This window comes from Agrobacterium sp. H141, assembly GCF_057158725.1.
In genome coordinates, this window is record NZ_JBXENI010000003.1 from 14,669 (window position 1) to 34,808 (window position 20,140).

Here is a 20,140-nt window from a genome sequence, read left to right on the forward strand (position 1 = left end):
CTAACCCGGCAACATCATGTGCCGGGGTGTTCGACGCCTCTTGGTGGCGCCGAACGTTTTTAAAGACTGGACCCCGCCTCACGCGCTCTGGCGAAAGTCGTCGTCGTCGCTGTCGGGGCCACCCATGGCCATGTCGAGAGCGAAGCCCTGCGGCTTGGCGTTCGATACGCTCGGCTTTGAAGCCGGGCGTCTGGCTGGCTGATGGCCAGCCATCTTGGCCGCAACCGTCTTCAACTGCTTGACCTGTTTGCCGGTCGCCTGCTTGGACGCACCATCGACCCTGAAGAAGGCGATGGATGCCTGAAGCTCTTCTGCCTGTGCCGCCAGTTCTTCCGAAGTCGCAGACATCTCCTCGGATGCGCCGGCATTCTGCTGGGTCACCTTGTCGAGCTGCTGGATCGCCTCGTTGATCTGGCTGGAACCGATGTCCTGCTCACGGCAGGCCGCCGAGATTTCCGAGATCAGTTCTGCGGTCTTGCGGATATCCGGCACCAGACGTGTGAGCATTTCGCCAGCCTGGGTGGCAACCGTTACGGTCTCACCGGACAGGCCGGAGATTTCCGCTGCGGCCGACTGGCTGCGCTCGGCAAGCTTGCGCACTTCGGAGGCAACGACTGCAAAGCCCTTGCCATGCTCGCCGGCACGGGCAGCTTCGACAGCCGCATTCAAGGCAAGCAGGTCGGTCTGGCGGGCAATTTCCTGAACGATGGAGATCTTTTCGGCAATCGTACGCATGGCAGTGACGGCCTTGTCGACGGCCTGACCGCTCTCTTCTGCATCGATTGCAGACTGGCGGGCGATCTTCTCGGTCTGGGCAGCATTGTCAGCATTCTGCTTGATGTTGGCCGCCATTTCTTCCATCGAGGCGGATGCCTCTTCGGCAGACGATGCCTGTTCCGTTGCCCCTTGCGAGAGCTGCTCGGAACCCGATGAGAGCTGCTGGCTACCGGCAGAGACATTGTCGGATGCCGACAGAGCATCGCCGACGACGCCGCGCAGACGTTCGATCATGGAATTGACGTGCCCCAGCAGCATGCCGATTTCATCGCTGGTCCTGATCTCTGCAAAGCTTGTGAGATCGCCATCCGCAACACGCTGCACCGTCGTAACAGCAGTATTGATGCCCTTGCTGATGGAGATGATGATCCAGATCGCGGCCCCCAGCGCTGCAAGCGAAGCAACGACTGCAACACCGACGACGATCGAACGGATATTCGTATACTCATCGGTTGCATTTTTATCTGCAGCGATCAGGCGATCGCGTTCAAGGTCGAAGACCTCCGTCAGGAGTGCGTCGATCTCCGAGGTCGTTGCGCGGGCCGTCGTGGACGACACACGAAGGGCAGCCTCCGGATTGCCGGCCAGCATGTAATTGCGGATCTGATCGTCCTGCTTGCGGAAGTCAGAGGTCAGTCCCTTGAGCTTGTTCCAGAGAACCATACCCTTGTCTGTGGCCTTGCTGAGGATGACCTCAAATGTCTCGTCAAATTCTGTGCGCGCACTATCGCTATTGGCGATATATTTTTCCGTCTCGGCCGTGGAATTCGACGACAGCATATTTTTCTGCTGCCGGATCTGCTGCAGCTGAGCGATGTTGAGATCCTGAGCAGCGCTCAGGCGTTCTGCCGGCCCATGCAACGTATCGCTCCAATGATCATTGACGTTGGCCAGGCTCGACACGCTGTAGATGGCCGTGCCGACCAGCATTGTGACGATGAAGCCAAAGGCCAGGAAGAGTTTGAGTTTGATTGTGAAGCGCATAGTCCCCTCGCGTTCTATCAAGCTGTCGCTTTGATGTTGGATCCGCGCTGCGACGAGAAAATCGCCTGCAGGTTTGGAAGAATGATGAATTCGCCGTCCCTCTTCACGAGGGCATGAATGTAATCGGGCCGCCACCGCATCCCCACGATCGGTGGTGGTTCGCTTGCCGATACCGGAAGCCTTGTGACCTCGTGCACCTTGTCGGTGCGGATGCCGATCAGAGCCAGTTCGCCGTCGAGGTCGAGTTCGGTTACAACGATCCGGCTGTCGATCGTCACGTCGCCGGCCTCCATGCCGAAGGCAACACGGATATCGGCCAGCGGAATGACCTTGCCGCGGAAGTTGATCACGCTGCCAACGAAGGGCAGGCTGCCGGGCACACTGGTTTCCGGCAGAAGATCGAGGATTTCCTGAACCACAGTCGCCTCGATGGCGAAGGTTTCGCCGTTGAGGGTGAAGGTGAGAACCGATAGGTCGTCTGCGCCCATGAAGACTGCGCGGTGGTCTGTCTGGATCTGTTTCTCACTCATCCTGCTGCACGCATTTGCGCCTCCTGTTGCTGGCCGGCTGCGATCAGATGCGCGACATCCAGGATAAGCGCGACATTGCCATCGCCAAGGATGGTTGCGCCTGAGAATGACGACACCTGATCATGCAGCTTCGACATGGATTTGATCACCGTCTGGTGGTCGCCGATAATCTGGTCGACGACCAGACCGACGCGTTCGCGGCCGGTCGAGATGACCACGACCTTCTGGTACTGGTCCGGCTGGCTGCCGGTCCGGAACAATTCCCGCAGACGCAGAAACGGCACGAGGTCGTCTCGAAGCGAGATGAAGCTGCGGCCGCGCGAACGGAGATCTTCTTCTATGGAAAGCTCGAGGCATTCCTCAACCGCAGACAGTGGAATGACGTAGTTTCCGTTACCAACCCGCACCAGCAGTCCGTCGATAATGGCCAGTGTCAGCGGGATGCGCAGGGCAATTTCGGAGCCTGCACCCTGTTCGCTCTTGACGTCGATGGAACCGCGCAGGGCTTCGATGGTCTTCTTGACCACGTCCATGCCCACGCCGCGCCCGGAAAGATTGGTCACCTTCTCGGCCGTCGAGAAACCCGGCTGGAAGATCTGCTGCAGCAATTCCTGATCCGACAGCGTCTGACCGGGTTGGATAAGTCCGCTGGTTTCCGCCTTGGTCCGCACACGCGCCCGATCGATACCGCGGCCATCATCCTTGATGGTGATGACCACTTCACTGCCGGTCTGATGAGCCGAGAGCGTGACTTTCCCGGCTGCAGGCTTGCCGGCGGCAATACGGTCTTCTGGCAATTCCAGTCCGTGATCGATGGAGTTGCGCACAAGATGGACCAACGGATCGGCCAGCCTGTCGATCACAGTCTTATCGACCTCGGTACTTTCACCGGTGGTCACAAGCTCGATTTCCTTGCCGGTTTCGCGCGCAAGATCGTGCACCAGGCGGCGGAAGCGACTGAAGAGGCTGGCGACCGGCATCATGCGCAGGACCATCATCGTGTCGCGCAGTTCACCGGCCAGTCGCTCGATTTCTTCAGAAACGGAGCGGAGGCCCAGATCAACAACCGAGCCTGCCATCTGGCTGAGACGCGACTGGGCGATGACCAACTCGCCGACCCGGTCCATCATCTCATCGAGACGAAGTGCCGGAACACGAACATTGTCAGCCTGCCTCTGGGACTTGGCATCGTTTGCCGGCATGCGCTGCTCGTCCCGGGACATGCCGCTGGTGTCGGCCTGCGCTGTCGCCGGCTGAGCATCTTCAACGACGCGTGTTGCGGCTACAGCTTCCGGCGTGACGTCCTTCAGCTCCATGACCATGTCGTCCATGACGAAGATGAAGACATCCTCGATGTCGGAGCGCGGCTTTTCGGTGACGATGGTTGCGCTCCAGCCGAGATGAAGTTCTCTCGGATCGAGCGCTTCCAAAAGCGGTAGCGCTTCGGCGCTGACACTCAGCGAGCATTCGCCAAGGTCACGCAATTCGTCGAGCAGCCCCAGCGGATTGGTGCCGTTGATCATGGAATCGGCGGGCAGCCGGAAGTCCAGTTGCCAGGTACGCGTCGACGCCTGCTCAGGCGTGTCAGCCTTGTTAACGGAGACAGAAGGCTGCCTGGAGCCTGTGGCCTCGCGACCGACTGCCTGCTGCAATTGCTCAAGAAGTCGCGAGCTCGTTGCATCATGCTCGCCATTGGGTTGGTCGAGCAATGCCTGCATATGACCCTGGGCGTCGAGCACCGCGGAGATGAGTTCATGCGTTGCCGGGGCTTCGCCCTTGCGCACACGGTCAAATGCCGTTTCGCAATGATGGGTGAAGGCTGCAAGCTGGTCGAAACCGAACATCGAGCCCGATCCCTTGAGGGTGTGCAGGCCGCGGAACACCGCGTCTATCTGCGCCTTGTCGCCGAGGTTACGCGTAAGGTCCAATAGACCCGCCTCGATCACCTCCAGCTGTTCGGCAGCTTCCGTCCGGAAAACCGCAATGGGGTCGAGATTGTTCATCGGCCGAGAACCTTGCGCGCAATCTTGGTGAGGCTTTCAGCGTCGAATGGCTTGGTCAGCCAACCGGTCGCGCCGGCAGCCTTTGCCTGCTGCTTGATTTCCCCGTCGGATTCGGTGGTGAGGAAGATCACCGGCGTACCCATATAGGCCGGGAGCTGCCGCAGGTTCCGGATCATCGTCAGGCCATCCATGTTGGGCATGTTCAGATCGGTGACGATCAGATCAAAGCTGCCAGCCTTCATTTTCTCCAAGCCGTCCGCGCCATCAACCGCCTCGGTGACGGAATAGCCGGCGTTTGTGAGTGCGATCCGCGTGGTCATTCGAATGCTGGCGGAATCGTCTACTGTGAGAATGTTTGCACTCATCTCTGGTCTCCATTCATGGTCAATAGTGAGCCACTGTCGATGGCGGCGGTAATGCCCGCCCGTTCGAGAGTGGCAGCAAATGCGCCGTTGACGGCTGTGCGGATTCGAAGTGCGATGCCCTCTTTCTCAGCCGTTTTTTCTGCTGACAGCAGAAGCTGCGGGAGTGTGAGATCGCATTCGCAATCCGCGGAAATATCGATTTCCAACGGCTGCTTGGCTGTGCGGGCTTCGCTAAAAGCGGCGATCAGCCGATCGCGCGTTTCAGCAACCGTCTTAATCGTCAATGCCCCTTCGAGACGGAGCGTCGTAATGGCTTCGGTCATGCTGCAGTTCCCAGTTTCTGGCTTTTTGAAGGGGTGTCGCGACGGGCATCTTTGATCAGCAATTCAGCTTGCTCGACACCCGCAGACTTGCTGTAGAGAGGACGTATCTGTTCCCATCTGCGATCGAAGGCAGCGACACAGACCGGGTCAAAATGGGTTCCGCTGCATCTCAGGATCTCGCGATGGGCTTCGTCTATCGGCCACGCCTTCTTGTAGGGACGTTCAGAGCAGAGAGCGTCGAAGACATCGGCGATGGCAACGATGCGTCCCTCCAAGGGAATCTCTTCCCCCGACAGCTTTTGCGGATATCCCGTACCGTCCCATTTCTCGTGGTGGCTTTCGGCGATGGTGGCTGCCGTACGGATAATGTCGGAGGCGCTACCGCCGAGGATCTCTGCTCCGAAGGCGGCGTGCTCGCGCATCTGAGCCATCTCGTCGTCATCAAGAGGACCAGGTTTCTGCAGCACCGCATCCGAGACACCGATCTTGCCGACGTCGTGCAGCGGGCTTGCCACATAGATTTTCTCAGCGGCGTTTGCATCGATCCCAAGTTCCTCTGCGATCATCTTTGTAACGACTGCGACCCGTTCGAGATGGAGGGCCGTCTCGCCGTCGCGGCATGCCATGGCTTTCGACAGCCGCCAGATGATCTCCCTTTCCTGGTCGGCGATCCGCTTCTTGGCAGCATCGATTTCCGTTTCGAGATCTTCTGCGCGGCGCGAGAGTGCCCGCTGGGCAATCCGCAGGCCGAGAAGATTGCGCACACGGATAGTCAGCTCCGCCTTGTCGATCGGCTTGGTCAGGAATTCCGTTGCACCGGCTTCGATCGCTGCAAGCTTGATGGCCGGATCGGTTTCCGACGTCAGCATGATGATCGGAATGTCACTGTAGCGTGGCAGCAGGCGAACCTGTGAAATCAGTTCGATACCGTTCAGCCCCGGCATATTGTAGTCGACTAGAATAAGATCCGCCTGCTGCGTTCTCAGGACCTTGAGCGCATGATTGGGGTCCAGAAATGTCAGGACTTTGCACGCATCAATAGCCTCGATGCATATCTGCATAAATGAAAGAACTGATGGGCTATCGTCTATTGCGAATATATGCATAGCTTCTCCTGGGCCAGGCAGGATTAACTGCAGGGCAGGACAGATTTATTGTGAAAAATGTGATTACTTCCGCGTCATGCGGGGAAAGCCTTCATGATGAAGGCTGGAATATGCAACAATAGGCGGCACTGCATCTTAACGCAGACTTAAGCCTATATTGTTTTTGAGCTTCACACCAAGAATATGCGCGTTCGTGATAAGCTTGCGTTTTTGTGATGCCGATAAGCGTGCTTACTGGTCGTTCGCGCGTTCTCTGCGGGTGGCAGATGGCGATTCGCCAAACATGCCGCGATAACGGGCCGCGAAATATCCCATATGGCTGAAGCCCCAGCGCGATGCGATCTGTTCGATCGTTTGGCTCTCATTCCCATACAGGAGTTCGTGGCGCACGCGGTTCAGCCGAATTTGCTGGATATAGGCATTGGGGCTTGTGGACAGATACTGCCGGAACGAATTCTGCAAAGTGCGGATGCTGGCGCCTGACCGCCGGGCAAGTTGTTCGATCGAAAATTCCTCGCCTGCATGTTGGTCGAGCCAATCGACGGCACGCTCGAGATGTCGTGGCAATGCAACCGTGGGGGCCAGTGAATCTTCGCGTCGAGGCCAAAAGCTTGCAAAAGTCATGATCAACGCATCTCGAAGCAGAAGCGCACCAGTCGGGGCTTCGAGGAAAGGATGCGATTGGTCGATATCGCCGATCAGCAGCATGGCGATTTGCAAGATGACCTCAATGCCGGCAACACTAATCCCGACTTGGGAGAGAAAGTTGCCAAGCAGTGCTGCTTTACTGGAGTGCTTGCTCCCTAAAAGAGCGGTCAAACGATTGAAGGGAACGGCAATTCCGATCTTGCTGGAGCCCTGGCTCGCGATCACTTCGACATTTTTGGTATCCTTTAGGAGCACAGCGCTGTTGGCAGATGCGTGAATTTCTTCACCGTTGGCGCGAAACGTGAATTTGCCGGCTTCGATGAAGTGAATTTCGAAATGATACTGGTTTGGGCATCCGTAACGGACGCCGTAGCCAGACTGTGAGGCTGAACGCCAGAACGTCATATTCTGAACAATTGCCAATTCCACCTTCAGGTCGAACGTGTCCGAGGGTTGGTGAAGATCCAGATCTATTGGCCTGAACACTTTTTCGACAACGGTCTGCGCGTCAATTGTACTGTTTGATTCGATGATATGTTTTCTCAGATGGGGCATAAAATACGGCTTTGTCGCAAATTCGTTTAGTGAGAAGAGTTGGCTGAGCGACAGTTGCATCCGATCGCGCACGGCGAGTTGCACACTTCATCGCTGTAAAAAGTGGTTGTGCCGTTGCTGATATTTGCGGCGTCACATTTGGACCCACTGCAGTATCAAGCTCGCGGTACCACATGGAATTTCAAGCCTGCATACCTGCTTGTTTGCAAAATTCGAATATTTCAATCTGAGGATAAGGTAACAAAGCTGTGATGGCAACAAAGTGTATGCGACGCAAATTGGAGCGACGCGATCGCAGTGGTTCCACATCCAAAGAGGTTGCTTTTCTGCCCATGCCTTCTTCGTGAAGCGGGTTGTCGCCAAACGCAAAACCGGGGCGCTTCAGCGAAGCGCCCCGGTCCATTCTCACTCACAACTTGAGTGGAATTATTTCTGCCAGCTCTTGACCAATTCGTCATAATTGACAGTCAAAGGCTTTTCTTTCTCGTTCTCGATCTTCAGCTGCGGTGCAAGGTTGCCCTTGGCGACCGCATCCTTGTTCCAGTATTCCAGATCATGCTCTTCGGCGAGCTTCGGCCCGATATCACCCTGGATGCCGGAGCGCTCGATACGCGCCATGACCTTTTCCTGCTCTTCGCAGAGCGAGTTCATGGCTTCCTGCGCGGTCTTTGCCCCGGAGGATGCATCGCCGATGGCCTGCCACCAAAGCTGAGCCAGCTTCGGATAGTCAGGCACGTTGGTGCCGGTTGGCGACCACTGAACACGGGCTGGCGAACGATAGAACTCGATCAGGCCGCCGAGCTTTGGTGCGCGCTCGGTGAAGCTCTTGTCCTGGATCGTCGATTCACGTGTCAGTGTCAGGCCGACATGGCTCTTCTTCACATCGACCGTCTTGGATGTCACGAACTGCGCATAGAGCCATGCGGCCTTGGCGCGGTCGTCCGGGGTGGACTTCATCAGTGTCCAGGAACCCACATCCTGATAGCCGAGCTTCATACCGTCTTTCCAGTAGACGCCGTGTGGGCTTGGAGCGAAGCGCCACTTCGGAGTGCCGTCCTCGTTGACCACTGGCAGGCCATCCTTGACCATGTCTGCGGTAAACGCCGTGTACATGAACATCTGCTGGGCAATCTCGCCCTGGGCCGGAACCGGACCGGATTCAGAGAAGGTCATGCCTTCGGCTGCGGCCGGAGCATAGGCCTTGATCCAGTCGAGATATTTCTGGATGGAGTAGACAGCTGCAGGGCCATTGGTGTCACCACCACGGGCAACGCAGGAGCCGACCGGACGGGAGTTCTCGTCCACCTTGATACCCCATTCGTCGACCGGCAAGCCGTTCGGCAGGCCCTTGTCGCCATTACCAGCCATGGAGAGCCAGGCATCGGTGAAGCGCCAGCCAAGCGACGGGTCCTTCTTGCCGTAGTCCATGTGGCCATAGACTTTTTTGCCGTCGATCTCGCGTCCGGTAAAGAATTCGGCGATGTCTTCATAAGCCGACCAGTTGACCGGTACACCGAGGTCGTAGCCATATTTGGCCTTGAAGTCGGCCTTGTTCTTCTCGTCGTTGAACCAGTCATACCGGAACCAGTAGAGGTTGGCGAACTGCTGGTCGGGCAGCTGGTAGAGATCGCCATCCGGTGCCGTGGTAAAGCTCAGGCCAATGAAATCGTCGAGATCGAGCATCGGATTGGTGACATCCTTGCCCTCATTGGCCATCCACTTTGTCAGCGAGCGGGCCTGCTGGTAGCGCCAATGGGTACCGATCAGGTCACTATCGTTGACATAGGCGTCATAGATGTTCTCGCCGGTCTGCATCTGCGTCTGCAGCTTCTCGACCACATCGCCTTCACCGATCAGGTCATGGGTGACCTTGATGCCGGTGATGGCAGTAAATGCGGCGGCCAGTGTCTTGGATTCATATTCATGCGTGGTCAGCGTTTCGGATGCGACCTTGATATCCATGCCGGCAAATGGCTTCGCGGCATCGATAAACCACTGCATTTCCTTTTCCTGGTCGGCGCGCGAGAGCGTCGACAGATCGCCGATCTCGGCGTCCAGGAATTGTTTTGCCTCGTCCATGCCGGCAAAGGCCGAGCCGGTAAAGGCCAGCAGCATGGCTGCTGTCGATGTGAGTAGGTGCTTTCGCATAGGTTTCCTCCCAAAGTGTGCGATTGCCATTTCTTAAGTTCTGGATGGCGGATGATGCCGCCAGCAGCCTTGGCTTGCCTCAGACGAAGCGGAAAACGCCGATCGCGTAAACCACCGACAAGGCGAGAGCCCACCACAGGCTGGGGCCTCCCAGGCCCAGCCATGCGAGATGAATGAATGCGGCGCCGAGCAGCGACACGAACAGGCGGTCGCCCCGCGTCGTCTCGAAGCGCAAGATACCGACGCGCGGATTGCCGCCCGGCGAGACATATTCCCAGACCGCCATGCCGGCGATCAGCGAGAAGATGCCGATGAAGAACAGGGCCGTGGGCAGCGTCCAGGCCATCCATGAAAAATCCATAAGAGCCTCCCTTCTTCACACCCGCCCGAGGGCAAAGCCCTTGGCGATGTAGTTGCGGACGAAATAGATGACGATGGCGCCGGGAATGATGGTCAGCACACCGGCAGCAGCCAGCACGCCCCAGTCCATGCCCGATGCAGAAACCGTACGGGTCATGATCGCGGCAATCGGCTTGGCATCCGTCGTCGTCAGCGTACGGGCGATCAGGAGTTCTACCCAGGAGAACATGAAGCAGAAGAAGGCTGCGACCCCGATGCCCGATGCGATCAGCGGCACGAAGATGCGGGCAAAGAAGCGCGGGAACGAGTAGCCGTCGATATAGGCCGTCTCATCGATCTCCTTCGGCACGCCCGACATGAATCCTTCGAGGATCCAAACCGCCAGAGGTACGTTGAACAGGCAGTGCGCCAGGGCAACTGCGATATGGGTGTCGATCAGTCCGAAGGCTGAATAGAGCTGGAAGAAGGGCAGGGCAAACACGGCCGGCGGTGCCATGCGGTTGGTCAGCAGCCAGAAGAAAAGATGCTTGTCACCGAGAAAGCGGTAGCGCGAGAAGGCATAGGCTGCAGGCAAGGCGGCGGCCACGGAGATCACCGTGTTCATCACCACATAGATGATCGAATTGATGTAGCCCTTGTACCAGGACGGATCAGTGAAAATCACCACGTAATTGCCGAGCGTCGGATTGTGCGGATAAAGCGAAAACGATCCGGTAATCTCGATATTGGTCTTGAAGCTCATGTTGAGGAGCCAGTAGATCGGCAGCAAAAGGAACAGGATATAGATTGTCGGGATGAGCCAGGACAGGTTCCGTCCCTGCGTCTGGCCGGCTTGGGTCTGTTGCACGTGAGCACTCATGATCTCGCCTCCCTTCAAGACTGTTCGTCACTGCTGGTCATGATCGTATAGAAGACCCATGACAGCAGGAGGATGATGAGGAAGTAGACAAGCGACATGGCAGCAGCCGGTCCAAGGTCGAACTGTCCGACGGCCATCTTGACCAGATCGATGGACAGGAAGGTGGTCGAATTGCCAGGCCCGCCGCCGGTCACCACGAATGGCTCGGTATAGATCATGAAGGAATCCATGAAGCGCAGCAGTACCGCGATCAGCAACACGCGCTTCATCTTCGGCAACTGGATGTAACGGAAGACGGACCAACGCGAGGCGCCGTCGATCTTGGCCGCCTGGAAATAGGCATCCGGAATGGAGACCAGTCCGGCATAACAGAGCAGAACGACAAGGCTCGTCCAGTGCCAGATATCCATGACGATCAGCGTGACCCAGGCATCTCCGACATTGCCGACATAGTTGTAGTCGATGCCGAGCGAATAGAGCGTGTAGCCCAAAAGGCCGATATCGACGCGACCGAAGACCTGCCAGATGGTACCGACCACATTCCACGGGATCAAAAGCGGTAACGCCATCAGCACCAGGCAGACTGGCACGCCCAAGCCCTTCTTCGGCATGTTGAGGGCAATGAGAATGCCAAGCGGTATTTCGATGGCCAGGATGACGATCGAGAAGAACAGGTTGCGCGCCAGCGCCTGCCAGAAACGATCGGAGTGCAGAAGATCGACGAACCAGTCCGTACCGGCCCAGAAGAACTGATTATTGCCGAACGTGTCCTGAACCGAATAGTTGACAACTGTCATCAGCGGAATGACCGCCGAAAATGCCACCAGCACCAGCACCGGCAACACCATGAACCAGGCCTTGTTGTTCCAGGTCTTTTCCATGATCAGCCCTCCATCCCAGTGCGCCAGCTATCGGCGTAGATTCCGATTGCAGCGGTGTCGAAGGTCACCCTTGCGTCTGCCGGTATGTCGCTGTCTTCGCTAAGAACAATGGCGAGCGGTTCGCCGCAGAATTCTGCGCGCACGATTTTCTGTCGGCCGATGTCTTCAACCTTGCGGATCGTCACTGGCATGCCTTCATGACCGAGCCTGACGAATTCCGGGCGAATGCCCAGCTCTGTCTTGGGTTTGCCGGTTATTTTCGGCGTTGAGGGCAGGGCGATCGTCTGGTCGCCGACGACGGCGCTTGCGCCATCAATTCGGGCAGGCATCAAGTTCATGCCGGGCGACCCGATGAAGTAGCCGACAAAGGTGTGGCTTGGCCGCTCAAACAGCTCCGCCGGCGTGCCGATCTGCACGATCTCGCCATCATACATCACCACCACCTTGTCGGCGAAGGTGAGCGCCTCCGTCTGGTCATGGGTCACATAGACCATGGTGAAGCCCGATTGCCGATGCAGGCGCTTCAATTGCGAACGCAAAACCCATTTCATATGCGGGTCGATCACAGTCAGCGGTTCGTCGAACAGGATGGCATTGACGTCGGCGCGCACCAGACCGCGACCAAGCGAGATCTTCTGCTTCTGGTCTGCAGTCAGCCCTTGCGCCTTCTGCTTTGCCATGTCGGCCAGATCGATCATCGCCAGAATTTCATTGACGCGTTTGGTCACATCCGCTTCCGGAACCTGTCGATTGCGCAGGGGAAAGGCGAGATTGTCGAACACGCTCATGGTGTCGTAGACCACCGGGAACTGGAAGACCTGAGCGATATTGCGCTGCTGGGTGGACAAATGGGTGACGTCCACACCGTTGAACTCAATGCGGCCGTCCGAGGGTTGCAACAGCCCGGAAATGATGTTGAGCAAGGTGGTCTTGCCGCAGCCGGAGGGACCGAGCAGCGCATAGGCGCCACCATCGTCCCATTCGTGATGAACTTCCTTCAGCGCATAATCGCCGGCAGCTTTTGCCTGGGCGCTGTAAGCGTGGCGGATGTGGTCGAGATTGATGCGAGCCATGGTTCTCTCCCTTAATCCGCTTCGTGACCGGCACCGGCCAGCGAACGGCCTGTCCGCTGGTCGAATGCCATCAGGTGGCGTGTATCGAGATAGACCTCGATGGTCTGGTCCGCGTCGATGTCGTGAATGCCGTGCGCCAGCATCACCCAGCGGGCGCCGGCATATTCCAGGTGAATGAAGCTTTCCGAACCGGCAATTTCCGAGACCAGCGTGCGCGCGCTCAAGGCGGTGGATAAGCCGTCACGGGGCTTCAGGAACAGGTGATGCGGTTGAAACGCAACCGTCACCGGCCCGTCCGGAATACCCGTCAGATGGACGGGCAGGGGCATGACGGTTGCGCCATTCAGCGTCAACACATCGCCGGACTTGACCAGTTCCAGGGTGTTGAGCGGTGGATCGGCAAAGGTCTTGGCCGTCAGCAGGTCGACCGGATTGCGATAGATCTTGATGGTTTCGTCGAACTGCGTCACCCGCCCCTCGCTGAGGGTCGCCGTGTGCCCGCCCAGCAGAAGAGCCTCGGACGGTTCCGTTGTCGCATAGACGAAGATCGCGCCGGATTCGGCAAACAGCTTGGGCAGCTCTTCGCGCAATTCTTCACGGAGCTTGTAGTCCAGATTGGCAAGAGGCTCGTCGAGCAGCACCAGATTGGCTTTCTTGACGATGGCGCGGGCAAGCGCTGTGCGCTGCTGCTGGCCGCCGGACAGATTGAGAGGCGTGCGATCCAGATAAGGTGTAAGCCGCAGCAGTTCGGCGGCCTTGCGAACCTCCTGATCGATGGTTGCCTTGTCGGCCCCGGCAATACGCATCGGCGAGGCAATGTTCTCATAAACGCTGAGCGCCGGGTAGTTGATGAACTGCTGGTACACCATCGCGACATTGCGCTTTTGAACCGGCATGCCGGTGACATCCTCGCCGTCGAAATGGATGCTGCCGTCGGTCGGCTTGTCCAGCCCCGCCATCAGCCGCATCAGCGAGGTTTTGCCGGACAGCGTTGGCCCGAGCAACACGTTCAGCGTACCCCGCTGAAACGTCAGGTCGGTCGGGTGGATATGATATCCACCGCCTGCCATCTTCGACACATTGCGCAATTCAAGCATGTTTTCCTCGGGCCTCCTCCAAACCGTCGGTCTATTTCAAGGTTACCGGCAGAGCCGGTCAGGCAGCGTGTTGCGCCTTCATATAGTCTCCCAGTTCCGCGGCCTGTTCAGCCGACAGGAACAATCCCTGTTTGGTGCGCCGCCAGAGAATATCCTCCGCCGTGCGCGCCCACTCCTTGTCCATCAGATATCGGACTTCCGCCTCGTAGAGCGTGCCCCCGAAATGCCGTCCGAGATCTGCGGCACTGGCCGCATCTCCCAGGATCTCCCGAGCCTTCGTTCCGTAGCATCGCACCAGTCGTTCGGCGCAAAGCTCACCAACAAACGGATGCGCCGTCATCAATTTGTCGACCTGCTGGCGATAGCCCGTCGCAGGGAAATCGCCACCCGGAAGCGCGCTTCCCTCTGTCCACGGCGAGCCCTTGGTGCCGATCATCTCGGCGATCTTCTCGATCGCGTGTTCGGACAGCCGACGATAGGTTGTCAGCTTGCCGCCGAATACGTTGAGAAGGGCCGCACCCTCGGCGGGTGCGTCGAGCTTCAGCACATAATCCCGCGTCGCTTCCTGGGCTTTCGAAGCACCATCGTCGTAAAGCGGGCGCACTGCCGAATAGCTCCAGACGATATCGTCAGGGCGAACCGGTTCGGCAAAATACTCACTTGCTGCATTGCAGAGATAGCTCACCTCTTCTCCACTGATTTTCACATCTTTCGGATCGCCTGTATAGTCACGATCCGTGGTGCCGATCAGGGTGAAATCCTTTTCATAGGGGATGGCAAAGATGATGCGATTGTCGGGGTTCTGAAAAAAGTAAGCGCGCGGATCGGAGAATTTCTTCTTCACGACGATATGGCTGCCCTGCACCAGGCGGACATTATGGACATTGTTGCGCCCGAATGTGCCGGCGAGAACATTATCCACCCACGGACCCGCCGCATTCACCAGCATTCGCGCCGTGTGAGCCGTCGTTTCACCGCTATGCTCATTGCGCACCGTGACCTGCCAGACAGCGCCCTCACGGCGGGCCGACACGACCTTTGTGCGATTGAGAATGGTTGCACCGCGATCCGCTGCATCGCGTGCATTGAGCACCACCATGCGGGCATCATCGACCCAGCCATCGGAATACTCGAATGCCTTGCTGAACAGGGGTTTCAACGGCTTTCCTGCCGCATCGTGGCGCAGGTCCAGCGTCTTGGTTGCGGGTAAAAGTTTACGGCCGCCCAGATGATCGTACAAAAACAGACCGAGCCGGATTAACCAGGCCGGACGGATACCGCCCTTCTGGAAGGGCAGCACGAAACGCAGCGGCCAGATGACATGTGGCGCCATGGCCCACAGCACTTCGCGCTCCATCAACGCTTCGCGGACCAGTCGAAATTCAAAATGTTCGAGATAGCGCAGACCGCCATGGATCAGCTTGGTGGCACCGGACGATGTGCCCGATGCGAAATCGTTCATTTCGGCAAGCGCGACCTTGTAGCCGCGACCGGCCGCGTCACGCGCAATACCGCAGCCATTGATGCCGCCGCCTATGACGAAAAGATCGAATTCAGTATCGCTGGACATTCCCCACCCACTTTCGCATTGCAGCATTGTATTGCGCTTGCGAACATATTTATATTTAATTTGAAATGAAAACGAATGTCAAACGAAACATAAAATGAAAGTGTCAATCAGCTGTGGAATCGACGCCGCTGGTCTCGATCAGCCGTACTTCATTATCCACACAGACCCGCCGAACCGATGCAACGGGACAGCAATCGGTGATAAAGGTGTGGACTTGGCTTAAATGACCGATACGGACCGGCGCTGTGCGCTCGAACTTCGACGCATCGGAGACCAGAATGACGTGGCGGGCGTTGGCAATGATCGCCTGTGCCACCTTCACTTCGCGATAGTCGAAATCCAGAAGTGCGCCATCGCTGTCGATCGCCGATACCCCAATAACCGCAAAATCGACCTTGAACTGCTTGATGAAATCAACTGCCGCTTCGCCGACGATGCCGCCATCCGATCCGCGCACAACACCGCCTGCAATGACCACTTCGATGGATGGAAAGACACGCAACCTGTTGGCAACATTGATGTTGTTGGTAATGACCATCAATTCCTTGTGGTCTGCCAAAGCCTCGCCAACCGCCTCTGTCGTGGTGCCAATATTGATAAAGAGAGAGGAGTTGTCGGGAATGAGGGCTGCGGCGGCCTCGCCGATGGCCTGCTTTTGCGTAGCGGCAATGGAGCGGCGCGCCTCGTATTTGACGTTCTCGTTGCCGCTTGGAAACAGCGCGCCGCCATGGATGCGGGTCAGTGCCTTTCCATCGCACAGATCGTTGAGGTCTTTACGGATGGTTTGGGGCGTCACCTGAAACAATGTCGCGAGGTCATCGACCAGAACCCGGCCCTGTTCCTTGGCAAGCGCCACGATTTCCGTCTGTCGGCTGCTCAGCAACATGGCGATACTTTCCTTGCAGATGCGTTTCGCCATCATTTTACGAGAAAACGAAAGTCTGCCAAGCATTCGTTTTCGGGTTGCTACGGTAAAGAGTGGGTAGCACGAAAACGGGCAGGGCTGCGGTCGGCCAATTTCAGCCCGCAGCGACGGCTTTTCGATTTTGACAAGATCACGAACCGCTGCGGGTCGCGCTCGCTCATCGCTATCAATCGCCAACGTCCGATCTGACGCCGGTCTGCAAGGGTGAGATGGATGTATCCAGTCTTCAGTCAGGATGTCCTTTCGATCTTCAACATCCTGTCACACTTTAAGAGTCGCACTTCATCCTTGAACCCACCCAGCTACACTATCCGCTCGCGTAATACGAATTATGGAACTTGCTGGAAACGATACGGCATCCACACTGTCATACGCGTCGACGACGTAGGTCTTGTCAACACGATCGTCTCACCGAACCCCACGTCACTAGTTGGCGATCACGTCCGTGTCGACCGCACATCGCCACACCTCCGATAATATTATCGACCACCGGCTCATCGTCGAAGCTCTCCGTCATCCGACTTATCCGGAATTGGAGATGCCGCCGACGCTTCCTGCACGGTGAGCCTTGCTATATCGCCGTCGATTTGCGCCATCACCCCATTCACAGCTGATTGGCGCTCTTCGAACGCCATTTATGGTGTATTCCTGCATGCCTCCGTTCACCGCGAATCCGGACATGATGCTCGGCCCATATAACGAGACAATACCTGCAGCCAAACAGGCAATCAGCCTAACCGCCTGCGGCGCGTAGCCCCGGAGCTTCCTGCCCGGTGCGTTCCACATATTCGGTATAGCCACCGCCATACTGGTGAACACCATCCGGCGTCAGTTCCAGAACGCGATTGGAAAGCGCTGCCAGAAAATGGCGGTCATGGGATACAAAGAGCATCGTGCCCTCGTAAGCCGAAAGCGCCTTGATCAGCATCTGCTTGGTATCGACATCGAGGTGGTTGGTCGGCTCGTCGAGCACGAGAAAGTTCGGCGGATCAAACAGCATGGCCGCCATGACAAGACGGGCCTTTTCGCCGCCGGACAGCACGCGGCAGCGCTTTTCGACATCATCACCGGAAAAGCCGAAACAGCCCGAAAGGGCGCGAAGCGGTGCCTGCCCCGCCCGGGGGAACCGCTGCTCCAGCCATTGCAGAATGGTGAGATCGCCATCGAGAAGGTCCATCGAATGCTGCGCGAAATAGCCGAGCTTCACGCTCGCCCCGAGGTTTACCGATCCCTCATCCGGCTCAGTCGTGCCGGTGGCAAGCTTCAGCAGCGTCGATTTTCCGGCACCGTTCACCCCCAGAATGCACCAGCGCTCACGCCGGCGCACCATGAAATCCAACCCCTCATAAATGCTACGGCTACCATAGGCCTTGTGCACGCTTTTAAGGTTGACCACGTCCTCGCCGGACCGTGGCGCGGGAAGGAAGTCGAAGGCCACCGTCTGGCGTCTTCGCGGTGGCTCGATGCGGTCAATCTTGTCCAGTTTCTTGACGCGGCTTTGAACCTGGGCTGCATGCGAAGCGCGCGCCTTGAACCGTTCAATGAACTTGATTTCCTTGGCAAGCATTGCCTGCTGGCGCTCGAACTGGGCTTCCTGCTGGCGCTCGTTCTGCGCCCTCTGCGCTTCGTAAAAGGCATAGTCGCCGGAATAGGAATTGAGCGATCCGCCATCGATTTCGATGATCTTGCCAATGATACGGTTCATGAATTCGCGGTCGTGCGAAGTCATCAAAAGCGCCCCGTCATATCCTTTCAGAAAATCCTCGAGCCAGATCAGGCTTTCAAGATCGAGATGGTTGCTCGGCTCGTCGAGCAACATCACGTCGGGGCGCATGAGAAGGATGCGGGCCAGCGCAACGCGCATCTTCCAGCCACCCGAGAGCTTGCCAACATCGCCGTCCATCATCTCCTGGCTGAAGGACAGGCCGGCCAGCACTTCGCGCGCCCGGCCTTCCAGGGCGTAACCATCCAGTTCCTCGTAACGCGACTGGACCTCGCCATAGCGCTCTATGATGGCATCCATCTCATCCATGCGGTCGGGGTCCGACATGGCGGCCTCCAGCGAGCGCAGCTCGGCTGCCACCTCACTGACCGGCCCCGCCCCTTCCATGACTTCGGCCACGGCGCTCATGCCGGACATTTCGCCGACATCCTGGTTAAAATAACCGATGGTTACGCCTTTATCGAGGGAGACCTGGCCTTCATCCGGCTGTTCCTCACCGGTGATCATGCGAAAGAGCGTCGTCTTGCCCGCGCCATTCGGCCCGACAAGTCCGATCTTCTCACCCCTGTTCAGTGCTGCCGAAGCTTCTATGAAAAGGATGCGGTGGCTGTTGGACTTACTGATGTTCTCAATGCGGATCATGAAGGGGGGCCTGATGAAAAAAGGAGGCTCCCTATGCCACGCCGGGCTTCCCATGTCACGCCTGCGCACGATACTGACGTTGAGCAGTGGATAGTGGAACGCCGGCCAGTCAAACGCTAGTCATCCCGGATCATCCGGCACTGGCTCGTGAGAGCCAATGCAGGCCTGCGGCAGGGCAAGACACAACCGCGCCGATTTCAAGCGGCGACGCTCTCCCTGACATCATCCAGAAGAAAATGCACCATCACATAATGGGTCGTATATTTCTGACCGCTGTCGGACACGCTCTCAACACTGCCACCCTCGGACGGATGCCATTTCTGATAGTGCGGGTTGTTGGTGATCAACGTGATCGCTTTGCCCGAAAAACGTCCGGAAAGCCGATAGCGAGCCTCTGAAAGGGGCCAGATTTTCTCGAAATCCTGTTGGCTGATGCGAACTTTCAAGGCCTTTCTGGTGATTGCCTTTTCGGTTGGACCATCGCTTTGTTCCACCGGGGGAATATGAAGGTCAACTTCCTCTGCATCGTCCAGCAGAAAGGCATATTCGTCTGGCCACATCCGTTTCACGTACCGCTCCTCCCAAAGCTTTCCGTCCATTCGCACCGCGAGTGTAGCGCTTCTGTTGTGGGAGGCAAGACAGATATGACCCGTCCGTGTTGTCACGTTCAGTTTACCAGTCAGCGGCAATTGTCGACCCGGCGGCCCAGGCAGGATGCATCTGTTTCGACGAAATGGCCTTGTGTCATTTGGCCGTTGACGGTCTATGCCGCTTCAGCCGCCCTGTGTCCTGCCGGTCGACGCTGGATCCGTTGCCGTTCGGCTTTTCAGCCGCTCGATATTGGCGACAAGGTCACTGAAGCGGTCCCCCTGAACGGCAATATGACCGCGCAAAAGCGTGCGCGCCAATTCGTCATTGCCCTCGAGAATGGCATCGACGATCTTGCCGTGCTCCTCGAGGGAAACCTTCATGCGGTTGCGCACGCGCAACTGCAGACGCCGGTAAGGGCGAAGACGCCGGTGAAGGGCGACACACTGCTCCCTGAGAAACCCGCTATGGCTGGCATCATAGATCGCGTGGTGGAACACTTCGTTCTCGTAGTAATAGCTGTCCGTGTCATCGCTGAGCGCCGCATCCCTGCATCGGGCATGGGCCGCGCGCAGCACGTGCGCATCGTCCGCCGAGTGACGGCGCGCCGCATGGGCGCCGGCCATTCCCTCGAGCTCTGCCATCACATCAAACATCTCAAAGACGTAATGGGGGCCTGGATCAACAACAATGGCACCGCGGCGCGGCCTGATCTCGACCAGACCGATGGCACTCAATTGCATCAATGCTTCGCGAATGGGCGTGCGGGACACGCCGAAGCGTGTGGCGAGTTGCGTCTCATCCAGACGGTCGCCCGGTTCGAACTCGCCCGTCACGATACCATTCTCGATATCGTCCCGTAGTTTGTGAAAAGTGCTTTGTTCGCTCACACCCAGCCTCGCGTACAAGATTTACTCATCTCGTATACAAGATGATTGACATCGTGCGCAAGATGGTTTCAACATTGCCCCAATCCGGCGGGG

General features: G+C 57.6%; 19 protein-coding genes. All 19 read right to left on the minus strand.

Going from position 1 to position 20,140, the window contains the following annotated elements:
• Nucleotides 1-78 precede the first annotated feature (78 nt).
• Nucleotides 79-1,761, minus strand: a complete 1,683-nt coding sequence (locus ACWPM9_RS22000; protein ID WP_484758007.1) for a methyl-accepting chemotaxis protein — start codon at nucleotides 1,759-1,761, stop codon at nucleotides 79-81.
• Between the two features lie 17 nt (nucleotides 1,762-1,778).
• On the minus strand, nucleotides 1,779-2,291 hold the full coding sequence (locus ACWPM9_RS22005) for a chemotaxis protein CheW (protein WP_428188717.1): 513 nt from the start codon (nucleotides 2,289-2,291) through the stop codon (nucleotides 1,779-1,781).
• Complete coding sequence (locus ACWPM9_RS22010; protein WP_484758008.1) at nucleotides 2,288-4,294, minus strand: chemotaxis protein CheA; 2,007 nt, start codon at nucleotides 4,292-4,294, stop codon at nucleotides 2,288-2,290. The genes ACWPM9_RS22005 and ACWPM9_RS22010 overlap by 4 nt, the downstream gene beginning before the upstream one ends.
• Nucleotides 4,291-4,659: a response regulator gene (locus tag ACWPM9_RS22015; protein ID WP_428188715.1), complete on the minus strand. Its 369-nt coding sequence runs from the start codon at nucleotides 4,657-4,659 to the stop codon at nucleotides 4,291-4,293. Before ACWPM9_RS22015 ends, ACWPM9_RS22010 begins: the two co-directional genes overlap by 4 nt.
• A complete protein-coding gene (locus tag ACWPM9_RS22020) occupies nucleotides 4,656-4,982 on the minus strand; it encodes an STAS domain-containing protein (protein WP_428188714.1) in 327 nt (108 codons plus the stop codon). Before ACWPM9_RS22020 ends, ACWPM9_RS22015 begins: the two co-directional genes overlap by 4 nt.
• Nucleotides 4,979-6,088, minus strand: a complete 1,110-nt coding sequence (locus ACWPM9_RS22025; RefSeq protein WP_484758009.1) for an HD domain-containing phosphohydrolase — start codon at nucleotides 6,086-6,088, stop codon at nucleotides 4,979-4,981. The genes ACWPM9_RS22020 and ACWPM9_RS22025 overlap by 4 nt, the downstream gene beginning before the upstream one ends.
• Before the next feature lie 231 nt (nucleotides 6,089-6,319).
• Nucleotides 6,320-7,375: an AraC family transcriptional regulator gene (locus ACWPM9_RS22030; protein WP_484758010.1), complete on the minus strand. Its 1,056-nt coding sequence runs from the start codon at nucleotides 7,373-7,375 to the stop codon at nucleotides 6,320-6,322.
• 97 nt (nucleotides 7,376-7,472) lie between these two features.
• Complete coding sequence (locus tag ACWPM9_RS22035; RefSeq protein ID WP_484758011.1) at nucleotides 7,473-7,694, minus strand: hypothetical protein; 222 nt, start codon at nucleotides 7,692-7,694, stop codon at nucleotides 7,473-7,475.
• Between the two features lie 23 nt (nucleotides 7,695-7,717).
• Nucleotides 7,718-9,439, minus strand: coding sequence for an ABC transporter substrate-binding protein (locus ACWPM9_RS22040; protein WP_484758012.1), 1,722 nt, complete (start codon nucleotides 9,437-9,439; stop codon nucleotides 7,718-7,720).
• Between the two features lie 79 nt (nucleotides 9,440-9,518).
• Nucleotides 9,519-9,800: a DUF2160 domain-containing protein gene (locus ACWPM9_RS22045; RefSeq protein ID WP_428188710.1), complete on the minus strand. Its 282-nt coding sequence runs from the start codon at nucleotides 9,798-9,800 to the stop codon at nucleotides 9,519-9,521.
• 15 nt (nucleotides 9,801-9,815) lie between these two features.
• Entirely contained in the window at nucleotides 9,816-10,658 is an 843-nt protein-coding gene (locus ACWPM9_RS22050) for a carbohydrate ABC transporter permease (RefSeq protein WP_484758013.1), read from the minus strand.
• A 14-nt stretch (nucleotides 10,659-10,672) separates the two neighbouring features.
• On the minus strand, nucleotides 10,673-11,539 hold the full coding sequence (locus ACWPM9_RS22055) for a carbohydrate ABC transporter permease (protein WP_428188708.1): 867 nt from the start codon (nucleotides 11,537-11,539) through the stop codon (nucleotides 10,673-10,675).
• A gap of 2 nt (nucleotides 11,540-11,541) precedes the next feature.
• Nucleotides 11,542-12,612: an ABC transporter ATP-binding protein gene (locus ACWPM9_RS22060; RefSeq protein WP_484758014.1), complete on the minus strand. Its 1,071-nt coding sequence runs from the start codon at nucleotides 12,610-12,612 to the stop codon at nucleotides 11,542-11,544.
• A gap of 11 nt (nucleotides 12,613-12,623) precedes the next feature.
• The gene (locus tag ACWPM9_RS22065; RefSeq protein ID WP_428188706.1) at nucleotides 12,624-13,709 is read right to left on the minus strand and encodes an ABC transporter ATP-binding protein; all 1,086 of its coding nucleotides are present in this window, start codon (nucleotides 13,707-13,709) and stop codon (nucleotides 12,624-12,626) included.
• 58 nt (nucleotides 13,710-13,767) lie between these two features.
• Nucleotides 13,768-15,279, minus strand: coding sequence for a glycerol-3-phosphate dehydrogenase (glpD, locus tag ACWPM9_RS22070; RefSeq protein WP_484758015.1), 1,512 nt, complete (start codon nucleotides 15,277-15,279; stop codon nucleotides 13,768-13,770).
• A 103-nt stretch (nucleotides 15,280-15,382) separates the two neighbouring features.
• On the minus strand, nucleotides 15,383-16,165 hold the full coding sequence (locus ACWPM9_RS22075) for a DeoR/GlpR family DNA-binding transcription regulator (protein WP_484758016.1): 783 nt from the start codon (nucleotides 16,163-16,165) through the stop codon (nucleotides 15,383-15,385).
• A 772-nt stretch (nucleotides 16,166-16,937) separates the two neighbouring features.
• Nucleotides 16,938-18,569 (minus strand): ABC-F family ATP-binding cassette domain-containing protein, encoded by a 1,632-nt coding sequence (locus ACWPM9_RS22080; RefSeq protein WP_484758017.1) that lies wholly within the window; start codon nucleotides 18,567-18,569, stop codon nucleotides 16,938-16,940.
• 197 nt (nucleotides 18,570-18,766) lie between these two features.
• The gene (locus tag ACWPM9_RS22085) at nucleotides 18,767-19,129 is read right to left on the minus strand and encodes a hypothetical protein (RefSeq protein WP_484758154.1); all 363 of its coding nucleotides are present in this window, start codon (nucleotides 19,127-19,129) and stop codon (nucleotides 18,767-18,769) included.
• 213 nt (nucleotides 19,130-19,342) lie between these two features.
• Nucleotides 19,343-20,047 carry a GntR family transcriptional regulator gene (locus ACWPM9_RS22090; RefSeq protein ID WP_428188701.1) on the minus strand — a complete coding sequence of 235 codons (705 nt, stop codon included), beginning with the start codon at nucleotides 20,045-20,047 and terminating at the stop codon, nucleotides 19,343-19,345.
• Nucleotides 20,048-20,140: the final 93 nt, after the last annotated feature.

Coding starts and splice junctions, on each gene's coding strand:
- ACWPM9_RS22000 (WP_484758007.1), bottom strand. CDS start 1,761: ATGCGCTTCACAATCAAACTCAAACTCTTCCTGGCCTTTGGCTTCATC.
- ACWPM9_RS22015 (WP_428188715.1), bottom strand. CDS start 4,659: ATGAGTGCAAACATTCTCACAGTAGACGATTCCGCCAGCATTCGAATG.
- ACWPM9_RS22075 (WP_484758016.1), bottom strand. CDS start 16,165: ATGTTGCTGAGCAGCCGACAGACGGAAATCGTGGCGCTTGCCAAGGAA.
- ACWPM9_RS22020 (WP_428188714.1), bottom strand. CDS start 4,982: ATGACCGAAGCCATTACGACGCTCCGTCTCGAAGGGGCATTGACGATT.
- ACWPM9_RS22080 (WP_484758017.1), bottom strand. CDS start 18,569: ATGATCCGCATTGAGAACATCAGTAAGTCCAACAGCCACCGCATCCTT.
- ACWPM9_RS22010 (WP_484758008.1), bottom strand. CDS start 4,294: ATGAACAATCTCGACCCCATTGCGGTTTTCCGGACGGAAGCTGCCGAA.
- ACWPM9_RS22065 (WP_428188706.1), bottom strand. CDS start 13,709: ATGCTTGAATTGCGCAATGTGTCGAAGATGGCAGGCGGTGGATATCAT.
- ACWPM9_RS22025 (WP_484758009.1), bottom strand. CDS start 6,088: ATGCATATATTCGCAATAGACGATAGCCCATCAGTTCTTTCATTTATG.
- ACWPM9_RS22005 (WP_428188717.1), bottom strand. CDS start 2,291: ATGAGTGAGAAACAGATCCAGACAGACCACCGCGCAGTCTTCATGGGC.
- ACWPM9_RS22040 (WP_484758012.1), bottom strand. CDS start 9,439: ATGCGAAAGCACCTACTCACATCGACAGCAGCCATGCTGCTGGCCTTT.
- ACWPM9_RS22035 (WP_484758011.1), bottom strand. CDS start 7,694: ATGGACCGGGGCGCTTCGCTGAAGCGCCCCGGTTTTGCGTTTGGCGAC.
- ACWPM9_RS22045 (WP_428188710.1), bottom strand. CDS start 9,800: ATGGATTTTTCATGGATGGCCTGGACGCTGCCCACGGCCCTGTTCTTC.
- ACWPM9_RS22050 (WP_484758013.1), bottom strand. CDS start 10,658: ATGAGTGCTCACGTGCAACAGACCCAAGCCGGCCAGACGCAGGGACGG.
- ACWPM9_RS22060 (WP_484758014.1), bottom strand. CDS start 12,612: ATGGCTCGCATCAATCTCGACCACATCCGCCACGCTTACAGCGCCCAG.
- ACWPM9_RS22085 (WP_484758154.1), bottom strand. CDS start 19,129: ATGTGGCCAGACGAATATGCCTTTCTGCTGGACGATGCAGAGGAAGTT.
- glpD (WP_484758015.1), bottom strand. CDS start 15,279: ATGTCCAGCGATACTGAATTCGATCTTTTCGTCATAGGCGGCGGCATC.
- ACWPM9_RS22055 (WP_428188708.1), bottom strand. CDS start 11,539: ATGGAAAAGACCTGGAACAACAAGGCCTGGTTCATGGTGTTGCCGGTG.